The organism is Paenibacillus sabuli (assembly GCF_014705605.1).
Taxonomy (GTDB): Bacteria; Bacillota; Bacilli; order Paenibacillales; family Paenibacillaceae; genus Paenibacillus_D; species Paenibacillus_D sabuli.
Map to the genome: position 1 here is coordinate 1 of NZ_JACXIZ010000018.1, position 15136 is coordinate 15136.

Annotated in this window: 10 protein-coding genes; 1 reads left to right on the forward strand and 9 read right to left on the reverse strand. The window is 61.0% G+C overall.

Going from position 1 to position 15136, the window contains the following annotated elements:
• Window positions 1-365: 365 nt before the first annotated feature.
• From IDH44_RS11335 to IDH44_RS11345, 3 genes are all read right to left on the reverse strand, one after another.
• Window positions 366-566: a cold-shock protein gene (locus tag IDH44_RS11335; protein WP_190917722.1), complete on the reverse strand. Its 201-nt coding sequence runs from the start codon at window positions 564-566 to the stop codon at window positions 366-368.
• A 597-nt stretch (window positions 567-1163) separates the two neighbouring features.
• Window positions 1164-3002 carry an ABC transporter ATP-binding protein gene (locus tag IDH44_RS11340; protein WP_190917723.1) on the reverse strand — a complete coding sequence of 613 codons (1839 nt, stop codon included), beginning with the start codon at window positions 3000-3002 and terminating at the stop codon, window positions 1164-1166.
• Window positions 2995-4740, reverse strand: a complete 1746-nt coding sequence (locus IDH44_RS11345) for an ABC transporter ATP-binding protein (RefSeq protein ID WP_223869596.1) — start codon at window positions 4738-4740, stop codon at window positions 2995-2997. Before IDH44_RS11345 ends, IDH44_RS11340 begins: the two co-directional genes overlap by 8 nt.
• A gap of 183 nt (window positions 4741-4923) precedes the next feature.
• Between IDH44_RS11345 and IDH44_RS11350 the strand changes: the two genes are divergently transcribed.
• Entirely contained in the window at window positions 4924-5952 is a 1029-nt protein-coding gene (locus tag IDH44_RS11350) for a copper amine oxidase N-terminal domain-containing protein (protein ID WP_190917725.1), read from the forward strand.
• A gap of 10 nt (window positions 5953-5962) precedes the next feature.
• Here IDH44_RS11350 and IDH44_RS11355 read toward each other — a convergent pair whose 3' ends face one another.
• The 6 genes from IDH44_RS11355 to IDH44_RS11380 form a co-directional block, all read right to left on the reverse strand.
• Window positions 5963-8338: a glycoside hydrolase family 3 N-terminal domain-containing protein gene (locus tag IDH44_RS11355; RefSeq protein ID WP_190917727.1), complete on the reverse strand. Its 2376-nt coding sequence runs from the start codon at window positions 8336-8338 to the stop codon at window positions 5963-5965.
• Between the two features lie 31 nt (window positions 8339-8369).
• Window positions 8370-9947 carry a response regulator gene (locus IDH44_RS11360; RefSeq protein ID WP_223869597.1) on the reverse strand — a complete coding sequence of 526 codons (1578 nt, stop codon included), beginning with the start codon at window positions 9945-9947 and terminating at the stop codon, window positions 8370-8372.
• The gene (locus IDH44_RS11365; RefSeq protein ID WP_190917730.1) at window positions 9940-11730 is read right to left on the reverse strand and encodes a cache domain-containing sensor histidine kinase; all 1791 of its coding nucleotides are present in this window, start codon (window positions 11728-11730) and stop codon (window positions 9940-9942) included. Before IDH44_RS11365 ends, IDH44_RS11360 begins: the two co-directional genes overlap by 8 nt.
• Before the next feature lie 43 nt (window positions 11731-11773).
• Window positions 11774-12604 carry a carbohydrate ABC transporter permease gene (locus IDH44_RS11370; RefSeq protein WP_190917732.1) on the reverse strand — a complete coding sequence of 277 codons (831 nt, stop codon included), beginning with the start codon at window positions 12602-12604 and terminating at the stop codon, window positions 11774-11776.
• Between the two features lie 19 nt (window positions 12605-12623).
• Complete coding sequence (locus IDH44_RS11375) at window positions 12624-13499, reverse strand: carbohydrate ABC transporter permease (RefSeq protein WP_190917734.1); 876 nt, start codon at window positions 13497-13499, stop codon at window positions 12624-12626.
• A gap of 143 nt (window positions 13500-13642) precedes the next feature.
• Complete coding sequence (locus IDH44_RS11380; RefSeq protein ID WP_223869598.1) at window positions 13643-14962, reverse strand: extracellular solute-binding protein; 1320 nt, start codon at window positions 14960-14962, stop codon at window positions 13643-13645.
• Window positions 14963-15136 lie beyond the last annotated feature (174 nt).

Below are 15136 nucleotides of genomic sequence, written 5' to 3' on the forward strand. Positions count from 1 at the left end.
TCCGCTGAGTAGCCTCACATTTTACGCTTATTTCCGCCGCCGGAGCGGATTCCGCTGAGTAGCCTCACATTTTGCGCTTATTTCCGCCGCCGAAGCGGATTCCGCTGAGTAGCCTCACATTTTGCGCTTATTTCCGCCGCCGGAGCGGATTCCGCTGGGTAGCCTCACATTTTGCGCTTATTTCCGCCGCCGGAGCGGATTCCGCTGAGTAGCCTCACATTTTACGCTTATTTCCGCCGCCGGAGCGGATTCCGCTGAGTAGCCTCACATTTTGCGCTTATTTCTGCCGCCGGAGCGGATTTCTCTTTTACGCATAATTAAAAAACGGCCCGGCCAAATGGCCGAGCCGTTTTCATTGTGTTGTCTTACAGTTTTACGACGTTTTCAGCTTGCGGTCCGCGGTTGCCTTGAACAACGTTGAACTCAACTTGCTGACCTTCGTCAAGCGTTTTGAAGCCTTCGCCAGTGATTGCGGAGTAGTGAACGAATACGTCGCTGCCGCCTTCAACTTCGATGAAGCCAAAGCCTTTTTCCGCATTGAACCACTTAACAGTACCTTGTTGCATGTGTTCTAACCTCCAAATGGGTGTAAATTAACATGTTCATTTTTTGCTTGAGAACAAAAATTCACATATTGAAAAAGGTGTCATTGTAAAATGCTAACCCTTTTCAATATGCGAATTGGTTACCCTTTTGACAACGTGCACTGATCATATCACAGACATTCGCAGAATGCAAACGGTTTTTTTAGGTGCAAAGGAGGCATCTCCTTTGCACCCAGACCGCACTCAGACGGGTATTCAAGCCGTATTGAGGCTGTGTTCAAGACAGTATTCAGACGATAATCAGCGTCCACGACCGACTAGAGATTGTTTTCCTGAAAAAACCATTTGCGGCCGGCTGTCCCCATCTTTTGGGGCAGCCGCTCGGGCATCCATGGCGGTTGCTCGGCTGCACTGGGCCGGTTGCTCGGCTGCACTGGGCCGGTTGCTCGGCTGCACTGGGCCGGTCGCTCAGCTGCACTGGGCCGGCCGCTCAGCTGCACTTGGTCGGCCGCTCGGCTGCACTGGGCAGTTGCTCGGCTGCACTGGGCGGCCGCTCAAGTGCCCTGGCGGTTGCTCGGCTGCACCTGGGCGGCCGCCCACGCCCGGGTCGTTCGCCTGTTATCCGCCGACGCCCTCGTACGCCGACCTGCCGTGGAAGGCATGATGGTACAGATCGGCATAGTAGCCGCCGAGCTCAAGCAAATGCTCGTGCGGGCCTTCTTCCTCGATCCGGCCGTTGCGCATAACGATGATCCGGTCGGCGTGCTTGACCGTGGACAGCCGATGCGCGATGACGAGCGTCGTACGGCCCTCCGCGACCACATTCAAGGCCTGTTGAATCAAGCGCTCGGTATGCGAATCGAGATTGGCGGTCGCCTCGTCGAGGATCAGAATCTTGGGCTGGTAGACGAGGATCCGCGCAAAAGATATGAGCTGCCGCTCCCCCGCCGACAGGCCGCTGCCACGCTCGGACAGCCGGGTCTCATAGCCGTGCGGCAACCGCTCGATCATCGGCTGGGCCCCGACCAGGCGGCAAGCCTCGATCACCGCGTCGCGCGTGACGCTCTCGTCGAACAGCCGCACGTTGTCGATAATCGTGCCCGAGTACAGGTAGGGCTCCTGCTGCACGAGCCCGACAATGCGATGCAGCTCCTTTTGCGGCAAGCGCCGGATATCCATCCCGTCGATCTCCACGCTGCCGCGCTTGACGTCGTAGAAGCGGGTCAGCAGATTGACGAGCGAACTCTTGCCCGCGCCGGTCGTGCCGACGATGCCGATGAATTCCCCCGGCTCGATATGCAGCTCCAGATCCCGCAGCACGTCTGTCTTGTCCGTGTAGGAGAAGCGAATGCGATTGAAGTCGACCTTGCCCTTGACCCGCTTCAACGCGCCGCGCTGCGCCGTCTCGGGATCGGGATCCCGCACATCCGGCTGCTCGGAGAAGATACGCCACAGCCGGTCGACGGAGACGAGCGTCGACTGCAAGGTGTTCCATTGCTGAGTGATCTGGTTGATTGGCTGGAAGAACTGGCGAATATAGCTGATAAAGGCGTATAGTACTCCGAATTCGATCTGCTGGTCGAACACGGCGATGCCGCCGATCCATACGACCACCGCGACGGAGACGTTGCCCAGAATGTCAAACGAACGGTTGAAGATGACCGTCGCTCTCACCTCGCGCAAGCTTTCCTTCAAATAACGTTCGTTGCGCCTGGAGAAGCGGCTGACCTGCTCCTTCTCCTGATGAAACGACTGAATCAGGCTCATGCCCGACAAATTCTCCGCCAAAAACGCAATCAGCCGCGACAGCTGCGTGCGCGCGCGCTGGTAGGCGCTGCGCAGCATCGTCCGAAACGCGATCGCAATGATGGCGATCAGCGGCAGCAAAATCATGCAGTACAAGGCCAATTGTACGTCCAGAAAAAACATGAAGCCGATAATCATAATCAGCGACAAGCCATCGCGTACAAGGCTAAGCAGCACTTGGGTAAAAAATTGGTTGATCGTCTCGGTGTCGCTCGATTCGTTGGTGACGAGACTGCCAATCGGATGGCGGTCGAAAAACGACATCGACTGTCGCGAGATATGATTGAACAGGTCCTTGCGCAAGGCCGCGACGATGCTTTGTCCGGCCTTTTGCAGCAGGTTGGCCTGCAGATAGGTAAAGATCATGCTGACGACAGCCAGTACGAAATAAATGCTGCCCAGCAAAAACAGCTGCCCGATGCCGTGCGCGCCGAATAGCACATTCTCGTCGATGGCGATCTTGACGAGCAACGGCTGCATCAGATCGGCCGAAATGGCGAAGATCGCGCAAAAGAAGACGGCGGCAAAGAGCAACCGGTGCGGCCTCGCATACGCCAACATGGCGCGAAACGCCTGGCGCCGCTGCTCCTTGGTCACCTCATAATTCGGATTAATGTCCGCCTCGCCCGTACTGTCACCGCCCTTAGCCATGCGAGCGTCCCTCCTCTTGAATCTCATGCAGCGAGGCGTAATAGCCCTGCTTGCGCAGCAGCTCCTCGTGCGTGCCGCGCTCGATGATGCGGCCTTCCTCCAGCACGACGATCTCGTCGGCATGCTTGACCGCACTGATGCGGTGCGCGATGATCAGGGTCGTCTTGTCCTGCCGCACCTGACGCAGATTGCGCAAAATATTGGTCTCCGTCACTGCGTCGACCGCGCTGACGCTATCGTCCAAAATGAGAATCGGCGCGTCCTTGATCAGCCCCCGCGCGAGCGAGGTCCGCTGGCGCTGTCCGCCCGAGAGCGTCAGCCCGCGTTCGCCCAGCTTGGTCTCGAAGCGGTCCTCGAAGCCGGCCACATTGTCGTATACCTCCGCCAGCTTGGCTGCCCGCTCGACGTTGGACTGGCCGGCGCTGCGGTCATAGAAGGCGATATTGTCGCGAATCGTCGTGCTGAACAGGAAGCCGTCCTGCGGCACATACGCAATCTGCGTGCGCAGACTCTCCAGCGTCAGCTCGCGGATGTCGGTCCCGCCGATCTGTACGGTGCCCGAGGGCGGATCGTAGATGCGCAGCAGCAGCTTGACGAGCGTCGACTTGCCGCTGCCGGTCCGGCCGACGATGCCCAGGGTCCGGCCTCTGGGGACATGCAGGCTGATCTCCTCCAGCGCCAGACGCGAGGCGTCCGGGTAGGCGAAGGAGAGTCCGCGGAGCGTCAGATCGCCCGCACCGGCGATCATCGGCGTCGCTTGCTCCGATTCGAGGATGTCCGCCTTGACGTCGAGCAGCCGGTTCAGCCGGTCGAGCGAGGCCCGCGCGCGCTGCATCGTATTGATGACGTTGCCGATCTGCTGGAGCGGGTTCATGATCATGCGCAGATAGAGCGTCAGGGCGACGAATTCGCCCAGCGTCAGCGCGTCGTGAATCGTCAGATACCCGCCGTACAGGATCGCGATGACGAGCGAGGCCGCGCCGGTGAACGGAATGATCGCCTGAAACATCGCCGTCATGCGCACCAGCTTGAGCTGATTGTCCTTGATGTGATCGACGGTCTCGCCGAAGCGCCGCTGTGCAATCGACTCGATTGCGAACGTTTTGGTGACGCGGATCCCGCCGAATTGCTCCTCCGCCGACTCGGTCATTTCGCCCAGCGCCTCCTGCACCCGCCGCGAGCGCTCGCGGATGCGCGGCCCGAAGAAGACGACGAGGAACGGAATGCACAGCAGGGGAAGCACGCACACCAAAATAAGCTGCAGCGGGATATCGCCGAGCACCAGCATGACGACGACCGAGACGAGCAGCACGCTCGCGTTGGTCAGCTGATTGGTGCTGTTGGCAATCGATTCCCGGACGACCGTCACATCGTTCATGACGTAGCTCAGCAGCTTGCCGATCCCGTTTTTGGAGTAATACTGCTCGCTCAGACGCGTGAAATGGTTGAACAGCTTTTGCCTGGAATTGAATTCGAATCTTCGCCCCAGCCGGTGATTCAAATATTGCCCGAGTCCGAACAACACCCCGTACCCGACGCCGATGGCCAGCAGGATGAGACTGTACCCGCTAATGGCGTCGCGCGTCAGTCCGTTGCGCTCCAGCTCATCGGTGAATTGCCCGAGCACCTTGGGAAAAAAAGCATAAATGACGTTGGCCGAAGCCATGAGTGAAAAAGCGCATACATAGAACCAAGCGTACCGTTTGAAATGCTGAATAAGTAATCTTGTGCCGCTCAACTGAGCCACCACATCCTCTTCTTAAGATTTTGTAAACCGTTAAACATGAACAACTGTATGGTAATCGAATTGTCTGAAAGTTTCAACGGCGCGGCGGTTCGTATTCGCCGGTTTCAGCGCTATTGCAGGCGGTTTAAATGATATATAGGGTGTTTTTCTACGTTTTTCGAAGGAGGGATTGAATTGCTCAAGCAACGAAGCAGCCGAAGACGCAGCGCAGCGGCCTCGATTCTCGGCCTGACCGTATTGCTGGCGGCGCCGGCCGCAGTCGCGGCCGAGGAGCCGCCCGGCATGCGGCAATCGGTGCGCGAGGTCAAGCTGGCCGTTGACGGGCTGATCTATACATCGGCGTCCGGCGAGCCCGGACCCTATCTGAACGCGGACGGTCGCACTATGGTGCCCGCCTCGCTGCTGGCGCGGGCGATGGGCGTGCCGGAGGGCGGCATCTCCTGGGACAACCAGGCCAAGCAGGCCGTCATCTCGGATGCGGCGCATACCGTCGTCATCAGGCTGAACGAGGCCATGCTCCAGGTGGACGGCGAGACGGTGCAGATGGATACGACAGCGACGCTGCGCAGCGGGCGGATCTTCCTGCCGGCCCGGTACATTGCCGAAGGGCTGGGCGGCAGCGCCGCGTGGGACGCCTACAATGGCATCGTATACATTCATACGGCCGGCAACCGCGACGCGGCGATGGCGCCGGACGAGGCGGAGCATGAGCTCGACGGGCTGGAAGCGAAGGTGCTGGCGGCGCTGGCGGATGAAGAGATGCAGACGCTGGCGAAATATGTGCATCCGGAGAAGGGCGTCCGCTTCACGCCCTACAGCTACATCGACGCGACGGCTGATGTCCGCCTGATGCCTGCGGAGCTGGAGGATGCGCTCGGTGATCCGCAGTCGCGCGTCTGGGGCGCCTTCGACGGCTCGGGCGAGCCGATTGCGATGGACTTCGGGGCATATTATGAGCGCTTCGTCTACCCGCTCGACTACCGCGAAGCCGATCAGACCAGCTACAACAAGCAGTTGTTCAGCGGCAATGCGCTGAACAATGTGCGTACGGTGTATCCCGGGGCGATTGTCGTCGAGTATCACTTCGACGGCCAGAACGCGCAGTATGGCGGTCTGGACTGGCATAGCCTGCGGCTCGTATTCGAGTCGTACGAGGGCGAATGGAAGCTGGTCGGCCTCATCAACGACGAGTGGACGATTTAGAAGCCCTCGCTCAGACGAGTCGCAGCTCGGCCTCGGCGGCCGCGGTCGCCGCGTCGGGGCCGACGATCAGCCGCACGCGGCAAGGCTCGACGGCAAAGGTCATGTCGCGGTTCCAGATCGCCAGCTCTTCCTTGGCCAGCGAAAAACGCACTTGCGTGCGTTCGCCGGGCGCGAGCTCGACCTTGCGGAACGCCTTGAGCTCCAGCCGGCGCCGGGTGATGCCCGATTCGCTGGCCTGGATGTACAGCTGAACCGTCTCCGCACCGGCCGTCTCGCCGGCATTGCTCACCTCGACGGCCACCTCGACCGCTGCGCCGGCCTCAATGTCGGCGGCCGGGCAGACGAGCGCCGACTGGTCCGCTGCGGCGGCACCGCTCTGCGCTCTCGGTCCGGCAGCGGCGTCCTGCTGACGATAAACGGCGGCTGCGCCGTAGGCGAAGCGCGTATAGCTCAGCCCGTAGCCGAACGGATAGAGCGGCGATTCGGGCAGATCGGTATACGGGCGCGGACGGCCGACGTTCTTCTGATTGTAATAGACCGGCAGTTGTCCTGCGCTGCGCGGCAGCGATACCGGCAGCTTGCCGCTCGGATTGACGCGGCCGTACACAATCTCGGCCAGTGCGGTGCCGCCCTCGGGACCGGGGTACCAGCCGACCAGCATCGCCTGGCAATAAGGCGCGATGCCGCTCAGCACGTGCGGGCGACCCTGGATGAGCACGGCGACGATCGGCGTGCCGGTGCGATGAATCGCCTCCACCAGTTGCTCCTGCACGCCCCCCAGCCGCAGCTCGGCCAGATCGACGCCTTCGCCGCAATCCATATCCGGCGGCGCGCCCTCGAAGATGATCGCCTCCCCGTTGCTGTCGAACGTCGCATCGAAGTTGCGCGCGCTGCTGCCGCCCAATACCAGCACGGCGACCTCGGCCTGCTCCGCGGCGGCGACCGCCTCGGGGATGCCGGTCGCATCCATACTGCGCACGCCGCAGCCTGCCGCATAGACAATCTCCGTGCCGGCCGGGGCCTGGCGCCGCATGCCCTCCAGCACAGTCGTGCCGCTGCCCGGCGCCTGCACGCTCGTGTAGTCGCCGAGCTGGTGGTACAGCTTGTCCGCATTCGGCCCGATGACGGCAATTCGCCGCGGCTGCTCCCCGAGCGGCAGCAGCCCCGCTTCGTTGCGCAGCAGGACCGCCGACTCACGGGCCAACTGCAGATTGATCGCCTTGAGCTGCGGCGTGCCGATCTGCTGCATGACGCGCGCCTCGTCGGCATAAGGCCGGTCGAACAAGCCGAGCTCGAACTTGAGCGTCAAGACGCGACGCACGGCCCCGTCCAGCACATGCTCGCTCACCCGGCGCGCCCGGACCGCCTCCTCCAGCGTCGTGAACGCCTTGTCCCACAGGCTGATATCGACGCCCGCGGACAGCGCCAGCGCCGCCGCGCCCGGCTCGTCGCCGGCCAGCGCCAGCAGGCGATCGATGGCCGTGCCGTCGGCCATCACGATGCCGTCGAAGCCCCACTCCCCGCGCAGCACGCCGCGCAGCAGCATGCTGCTCGCGTGGCACGGGACGCCGTCGATCTCATTGTAAGCGGCCATATAGCCGGCCGCGCCGGCCCGGTGCCCGGCCAGGGCGCCCGGCAGATGAATCTCGCGCAGCTCGCGCTCGCCGATCGGCACCGGCCCGGCATTGTGCCCGCCTTGACACGCCCCTTGGGCGGCTAGATGCTTCAGGATGACGGCCGTCTTGTCCGCGTCCGCGAGCTGCCCGGGCTGCGCGCCCTGCATGCCAGTGACGACCGCGGCGGTGAAGCGGGCCGCCAGATGCGGATCCTCGCTGTAGCATTCCTCGGTGCGGCCCCAGCGCGGCTCATGCGCGATATCGAGGGCCGAGACGAGCGCCAGATGCGCGCCGCGCGCGCGGATCTCCGCCGCCGCGCCGGCGTAGGCGCGCCCGGCCAGCTCGGGATTCCAGGTCGCGCCGACGGCCAGATTGACCGGCAGCAGCGTCCCGTCCAGCGCCTGATGGCCATGCGGACATTCCTCCGACAGCAGCACGGGGATGCCGAGCCGCGTATGCTCCATGACGTAGCGCTGCAGCCGGTTGACGAAGCGGGCGCTGTCCGCCGTCGGGATCCCGGTGGCATAGGTGACCCCAGACCACGGATCGGCGCGGAATAGCCCGTACAGCGCCCCCATCCCGCCGCCCCACTCGACATGCCGCTTGAACGCCTCGCTCAGCTCAGGCTCTCCTTCCGAACTCCGCGTATAGGCGTCCCAGCCGTACATATGCTGATTGACTTGACCGACCTTCTCCCGCAGCGTCATACGGCCGATCAGATCCTCGACACGAGCACGGATGGACTGGCCGGCGTCTTGATAGATGGTCATTCGATTCTCCCCTTCTCCCTGCCGCTACGGGTTAGCGCCCCGCCATGCGGGTCCGATATTCCTTTGGCGTCATGCCGGTCACCGACTTGAATACCGAGACGAAATACTTGTATTCCCGATAGCCGACCCGGTCGGCAATTTCGAATACTTTGTCCGGCGTCGTCGCCAGCAGCTCCTTGGCCTGATTGATGCGCAGCTCGTTCATATATTCGGTGAAGCTGCGGCCGGTGCCTTGCTTGAACAAAAAGCTGAAATAGCTCGGCGTGATTTTCAGCCACGCCGCCACCTCCGACGCTTTGAGGTCGCTGGTCGAGCGCTCGCGCATGTATTTGACGGCCTTCTCCACAACCCAATACGACTTGTCCAATCCGCTCGACTCGACGAGCTCCATCAGCTGCAGCGCCTCGCTCACGGCGAGCTCGCGCACGCTGTCGTAGCTATTGTGCAGCAGCAGATCGATGACGGGCCGCTGCGCCCGCTCGACCTCCTCCAGCCCGCTGCGCCGCAAGCGCCGCCGCAGCACGACCATCAGCTCGATATAGACCGACACCGCCTCGTGCAGCAGCAGCCTGCGCCCCTCCAACGAGGCGAACAACCCGTCCAGCTCGGTGCGCACCGCCTCTGCGTCCTGCTGGTACAGAGCGGCCACCATGCGCTGTACCCAATCCTGCTCGTCCAGCGGCTCGCCTTGCTCCTCGCGCTGCGGCGCCGGCTCGGAGGGCAGCAGCACCGGACGTCGCTCGAGCGCATAATACTGCAGCAGCAGCCGCGCGTGATCGGCGGCCGCAGCGGTGTCCTCGAGCCGCTCGAACGCCTCCGAGAGCGCGCAGTAGAGCGGCTCAGCACCCGGCCAGCTGGCCGCGACCGCCTCCAGCAGCTCCTGCCACCAGGCGTCGTCCTGCCTGCGGTCGATGATGATGAGCGTGAACATCAGATTGGGGTGATCGAAGACCGACAGCGCGCGCAGCCCCCGCTCGACCAAGGTCCCCCGCACGGCCGCTTCCCAGCGCTCGTGCAGCGCCTCGTTGTCGTCCGCCGACAGCTTCGCATAGCTGTCGGCGAACGAAGCGAGCTGACTGCCGACGATGCGAAAGGCCGCGCCGTGCCAATGACTCCGTCCGGGCGGCGCGGCCTTGGAGGGCGCGCCGCGGACGATGCCGGCCAACCAGAGCAGATCCTCCTCCCGCACGCCGCCCAGCGCCTCCTTGCGAATGTCCGCGACCACGCGGCGCACGACATCGCTCAGCTCGTCGATATCGACGGGCTTGAGCAGGTAGTCCTCGACCCCGAGCCGCACCGCCTGGCGCGCATACTCGAAGTCCTCGTACCCGCTCAGCATGACGATCCGCGTGTCCGGGCTGACCTGCCGGAGCCGCTCCGCCAGCTGCAGACCGTCGATACCGTCCATGCGAATATCGCTGAGCACCAGCTCCGCCCGCTCGCGCTGCGCGAGCTCAAGGGCGTGCTCGCCGTCGTAGGCTTCGCCGACCACGGCGACGCCCAGGCTGGCCCAATCGATCGTCATCCGCAGCCCCTCGCAGATGACCGGCTCGTCATCGACGATCAACAGCCGGATCGGCCGTTCCTGCTCCGCATACAAGTTACTCAAGTCGCTCTCCCTCCCATTGATTCGAATCGGGAATGGTCAATCGGACCAGCGTGCCGCCCCCCGGCTCGCTGGCGACGAGCTGCAGCCCGCAGCCGCTGCCAAAGTAAATCGACAAGCGCTCGTGTATGTTGCGCAGCGCGCCCGAGCGGCCGCCCGGCTCGTCCTGCTGCGCGAGCGCGGCCCGCAGCCGCTCCAGCTGGTCCGGCGCGATGCCCTGGCCATTGTCCTCGACGTCGATATGAATGGCCGTGCCGGACTTGTAACAGCGCACCGCGATGAAATTATCCTTATCCTTGCGGTTGAGTCCGTGCTTGATGAAGTTCTCCACGAGCGGCTGAATCGTCGTCTTGAGCAGAGCCGCGTCGGCAATCTGGTGCTCGGTATAAAGCGCGTAGCGAAACCGGCTGCCGAGCCGCCGCTGCTGCAGGTACAAATAGGCTTCGACGAATTCCAGCTCTTGACGAATCGTCGTCGTATACTGGCCGTTGCTGAGCGCCGAACGAAAAAAACGGGACAGCGTCTCGATCAGCTGGCTCGTCCGCCCGGCCTTCTCCAGCCGCGCCGTCCAGCGAATCATGTCGAGCGTATTGTACAGGAAATGGGGGTCCATCTGGCTCTGCAGCAGCTTGAGCTCGGACTCCCGCTCGCGGATTTCCAGCTTGTACTTGTGATCGATGAGCTGCTGAATGGTCAGCACCATCTCGTTGAATTTGCGGTTCAGATCGGAGATTTCATCCTTGGACTCGACCGGCACGCGCGCGCTGAAGTCTCCCAGCTTGACCCGGTTCGTCTCGTTCTTGAGCCGCAGGATCGGCCGAATGATCGTATAATGGAAGCCCACCAGCGCCAGCACCGCCAGCAGCAGGATCGCCAGCAGGACGGCGCCCATAATCAAGCGCACATTGACCGACTGCGCGTTGACCGTCGATTCGGGAATCGCGGTCAGGATCGTCCAGCCCGTATTGGGCATCTGCCGCGAGAAGGTCATGTAGGACTGGCCGCCCGCCTCGTAGGTCTGGTAGCGCACACGCCGTTCGTTCAGGCTGGCCAGCGCATCCTGCGGCACGAGATCTTCCTGCAGCTCGCCGCTCGTCGTCACGACCCGCTCCCCGGCGGGTCCGAGCACGTACACCTTGCCCAGCCCTTGATACAGCTGATTCTCCAGCAGGCGGATGATGCTGCTCTCGTCCAATCGAATGGTGAGATTGCCGCGCGGATTGCTCACATTGCGGTATTCATTGAGCACGCGAAACAGCGAGACGACGCGCACCTCGCCGTTCCAGGCACTGCGCGCCGTATAGCCCTCGCTCCAGACGACTCGTCCCTGCCGGGCCGCCGCTTCTTCGAGCCAGCGCGTCTCGTCGCTGGTGACCGGCTCGCCGATCTCGATTCGGCCGCCGTTGTACCCTTCGATGGCCAGCGAGCGGATATAGGTTTTGGACATCAAGTGAAAGGTCAAAAAGCCCTCCACCGTTTCTTTCCACGATTGTCGCTGCTCGTTATAGTCCGACGTGTCGGCGCCAAGATACGCATTGAGGGCCGGATCGAAGATCAGGTAATTGGCAATATCCTCGATCATCGACGTTTGCTCCTCCAACTGATTGGCGACCGCGTCGAGGTTGCGTATCGTCGAGTCGACGAACTGCTCGTGCAGAATCTGACCATACTTGTACTGCACCACGACGCCGACGCCGAGCGTCGGCACGATAACGAGCAGCAGAAAGATCACGAGCGCCTTGCGCTTGAGTCCAAAGCTTTGAAACAGCCGAAATTTGCTTCGCATCCCCTACGCCCTCCCCGGGGCGGGCAGGCGGTCTTCGGGCCGTTTAGCCTTTGACCGCACCCGCCGTCATGCCGTTGACCAGCTGCTTTTGGAGCAGCAGGTAAAAAATCAAAATCGGGATTAGGGCTATTGTAAGGGCAGCCATCTGCAGCGTCAAATTCGCGGTCTCGATGCCGACGAAGCTGGCAATGCCGAGCGGCAGCGTTTTGACGGCTTCCTTGCTGATCAGCACCAGCGCAAACAGGTATTCATTCCAGTTGTAGATGAAGTTGAGAATGACCACTGTCGCCAGCGCCGGCCGGGTAATCGGGAAGATGATCGACCAGAAAATCCGGTATACGCCCGCCCCGTCCATGACCGCCGATTCCTCCAGGTCGCGCGGCAGTCCGCGCATGAAGCCTTCGAGAATAAAAATGGTCAGCGACAGGTGAAAGGCCGTATACGGCAAAATCAGCGAGAAATAGGTGTCGAGCAGGCCGATGTTTTTCATGAGCATGAAAATCGGAATCAAGGTCGCATGGATCGGCACCAGCATGCCGAGCAAAAACAACGCGTACGTAAAGCCGCGCAGCTTGAACTTGAACCGCGACAGGAAAAACGCAGCCAATGCGCCCAGCACGACGGTCACGATCAGCGAGCCGAAGGTGACGATAATGCTGTTCATGAAGTAGGTGCTCATGTTGGCAATCTCCCAGGCGCGCGAGTAATTGGAGAATTGCAGCACCTCGGGCAGGGAAAACGGGCTGTTGGCATACTCGGACTCCGTCTTGAAGGAGCCGACGACCATGTAAAACAACGGGATGATATTAAACGCGGCGAACAAAAGCAAAAAGACGTAAGCCGCAATGCGCATAATCGGGGATGTTCGTTCCATCGGTTACACTCCTCCTTGATCAGACGTCCTTCTCGCGTCCAAAGCGGTTGATCGTGCTGATAATAATCAGACTGAACAGCAATATCAAAATCGACACCGCGCTGCCAAAGCCGAACTCGCGGCTGAGGAAGGCCGAGTTGTACATGTAAATGGTCATAACCTCGGTCTGATGCGCCGGTCCGCCGCCGGTCAGAATCTGCACCAGGTCGAAGACGCGGAACGAATTGCTGATGCTGTATACGACGGAGACGAGAATGGTGGCGCGAATCATCGGAATCGTGATGCTCAGCACGCGTCGCAGGCCGGTCGCGCCGTCGAGCTCGGCCGCCTCGTTGACCTCCTGCGGAATGCTCTGCAGCGCCGCCAGGAAAATGACCATGTACAGGCCGCAGTTCTGCCAAATGTAGGCGACGCTGATCGAAGCCATCGACCAGGCCGGGTCGCCGAGCCAGTTGCGCGTCCACGACTCCAGGCCGATGACGCTGAGGAAGCTGTTGAGAAATCCGTACTCCGTGTTGTAAATCATGCCCCAGATGAGCGATACCATAACGGAGGAGATGACGACCGGCAAAAAACCGGCGGTCCGGAAAAAGCTGGTGCCGCGCAAGCTGCGATTAAGCAGCAGGGCCAGCAGAAGGCCGATCGGGATTTGCCCGACGAGACCGGTCAGCATGATGATAACGTTATTTTTGACCGACAGCCAAAAAATATCGTCCTGAAGCATTTCTGTAAAATTCCCGAGCCCGACGAATTCCTTCGCTGTGATGCCGTCCCAATCAAAAAAGGAGTAATACAAGGACATGGCAATCGGAACGACGGCTATGCCGATATAGATGATCAGCGAGGGCAGCAGCCCGGCAAAAATGGCAAGCTTCGTTCGTTTCAGGGTGTGCACTAGGCTCCCTCCTTCGAAGTGGAGAAATAAAAGGGCCGCCGCGCCCATCGTCATCGCGCTGACTAAAAGCGCGGTCGGCGCATTCCGGGTTCGGCGGCCCATGGTTCACATGGTCTAGCTTGCGCAGCGACAGCCGCGCTTATTTAGTTGCCCAGTTCGTCTTGCGTGCTGGCTGCGACTTCTTCAGGCGTGCTGCGGCCGATTGTAATTGCCTGCAGGCCGTTTTCCAGCTCTTTGGCCGCTGCGGTCGGGACGACCGCGTCGAATACCGGCGTCGAGCCTTTGCTGGTCAGCTCCATCATCTCTTGCAGGTACGGATTGATATCCGAGTTTGGCTCGATGTCCGCCGGCACCAGGATGCCTGCCGCGGTCAAATCCTGATACAGATCCTCGCTTACGAAGAATTCCAGGAACTTCAGTGCCGCTTCTTGCTTGGCTTCGTCAAGCTGGCTGCTAATGGCAATCCCGAACTGCGAGACGCCTGCAGCGATGCCGGCTTCGCCCTTGCCGCCTTCGACCGACGGGAACAGCGCGATGCCGAATTTGTCGCCTTCTTCGTTGTTCGTACGGATCCGCGCGTCGACCGTCGCCGAGGAGATGTGCATCGCCGCTTTGCCTTGAATCAGGTAATCCTGCGCTTGCACCGAATCCATGTTGTTGGCGTCGACGTTAAAGGCTTCCAGCTTGGTCAGCTCGTCGATGACGCCCACGGCGCTCACGAATTCCGGATCCGTGAATTTGGCTTCGCCGGCGACGACCTTCTCCAGGAAGTCCGCGCCGCCGAAGCGTTGGGCCAGCACGGAGATATACGACGATTGCAGCGGCCATTTTTCCTTGTTGCCCAGGGAGATCGGCGTGATGCCCGCTTCTTTCAGTTTTTTCACCATATCAATAAAGTCGGCATACGTTTCAGGAAAAGTGTCATAACCGACTTGCGCAAGCAGTTCTTTGTTGTAATACACGATATCGACATAGTTTTGCTTCGTCGGAATGGCAAATTGGTTGCCGTCGACATTGTAGCCGGTCAGCGAGCCTTCGCGTACGAGGCCGTCCCAATTGTCCATGTAGTCGTTGAGCGGCAGCAGCAGATCGCCGCTTGTGAGCGGATCGAGGTCCGCGCCCGGCCATACGACGTTGATGTCGGCCAGGTTGTTGGCCGTCGCCAGGGTGAACAGCTTGGTTTTGTATTGGGCCGCCGCAACGGCGTCTTGTTCGATCTTAATGTTCGGGTTGGCTTCTTCGAACGCCGCGATCCGCGCCTTGTACACATCGTTATCCGGGTTCGGCGACGTCCACGGATGCGACAGCGTCAAGGTCACTTGCTCCTCGCCGCCTGCTCCGCCGCTGTTGCCGCCATTGGTGCCGCCCCCGTTGTTGTTGCCTCCGCAAGCCGCGACGACGATCATCGTCAGCACGAGCAAGCTCGCCATTAGCGTGGTGCGCGTTGCATGTCTGTTTTTCATTCGAAACCCTCTTTCGTCTGTAATGGTCTATGATAACTTCGCGGGAGAATTACTGCCACCAAATTATCATGCTTGTATTATATCGTGCTGATATCGTTTGCTATATCCCAGGAATCTATGATTATGTCCGACTTTTTTAAGTAAGTTGGCGACAAGTTGCGACGATTTTATGGG

Excerpts from the sequence above, each read along its gene's own strand:
- IDH44_RS11370 (WP_190917732.1), bottom strand. The coding sequence starts at position 12,604 with ATGGAACGAACATCCCCGATTATGCGCATTGCGGCTTACGTCTTTTTG.
- IDH44_RS11365 (WP_190917730.1), bottom strand. The coding sequence starts at position 11,730 with ATGCGAAGCAAATTTCGGCTGTTTCAAAGCTTTGGACTCAAGCGCAAG.
- IDH44_RS11380 (WP_223869598.1), bottom strand. The coding sequence starts at position 14,962 with ATGAAAAACAGACATGCAACGCGCACCACGCTAATGGCGAGCTTGCTC.
- IDH44_RS11355 (WP_190917727.1), bottom strand. The coding sequence starts at position 8,338 with ATGACCATCTATCAAGACGCCGGCCAGTCCATCCGTGCTCGTGTCGAG.
- IDH44_RS11340 (WP_190917723.1), bottom strand. The coding sequence starts at position 3,002 with ATGGCTAAGGGCGGTGACAGTACGGGCGAGGCGGACATTAATCCGAAT.
- IDH44_RS11335 (WP_190917722.1), bottom strand. The coding sequence starts at position 566 with ATGCAACAAGGTACTGTTAAGTGGTTCAATGCGGAAAAAGGCTTTGGC.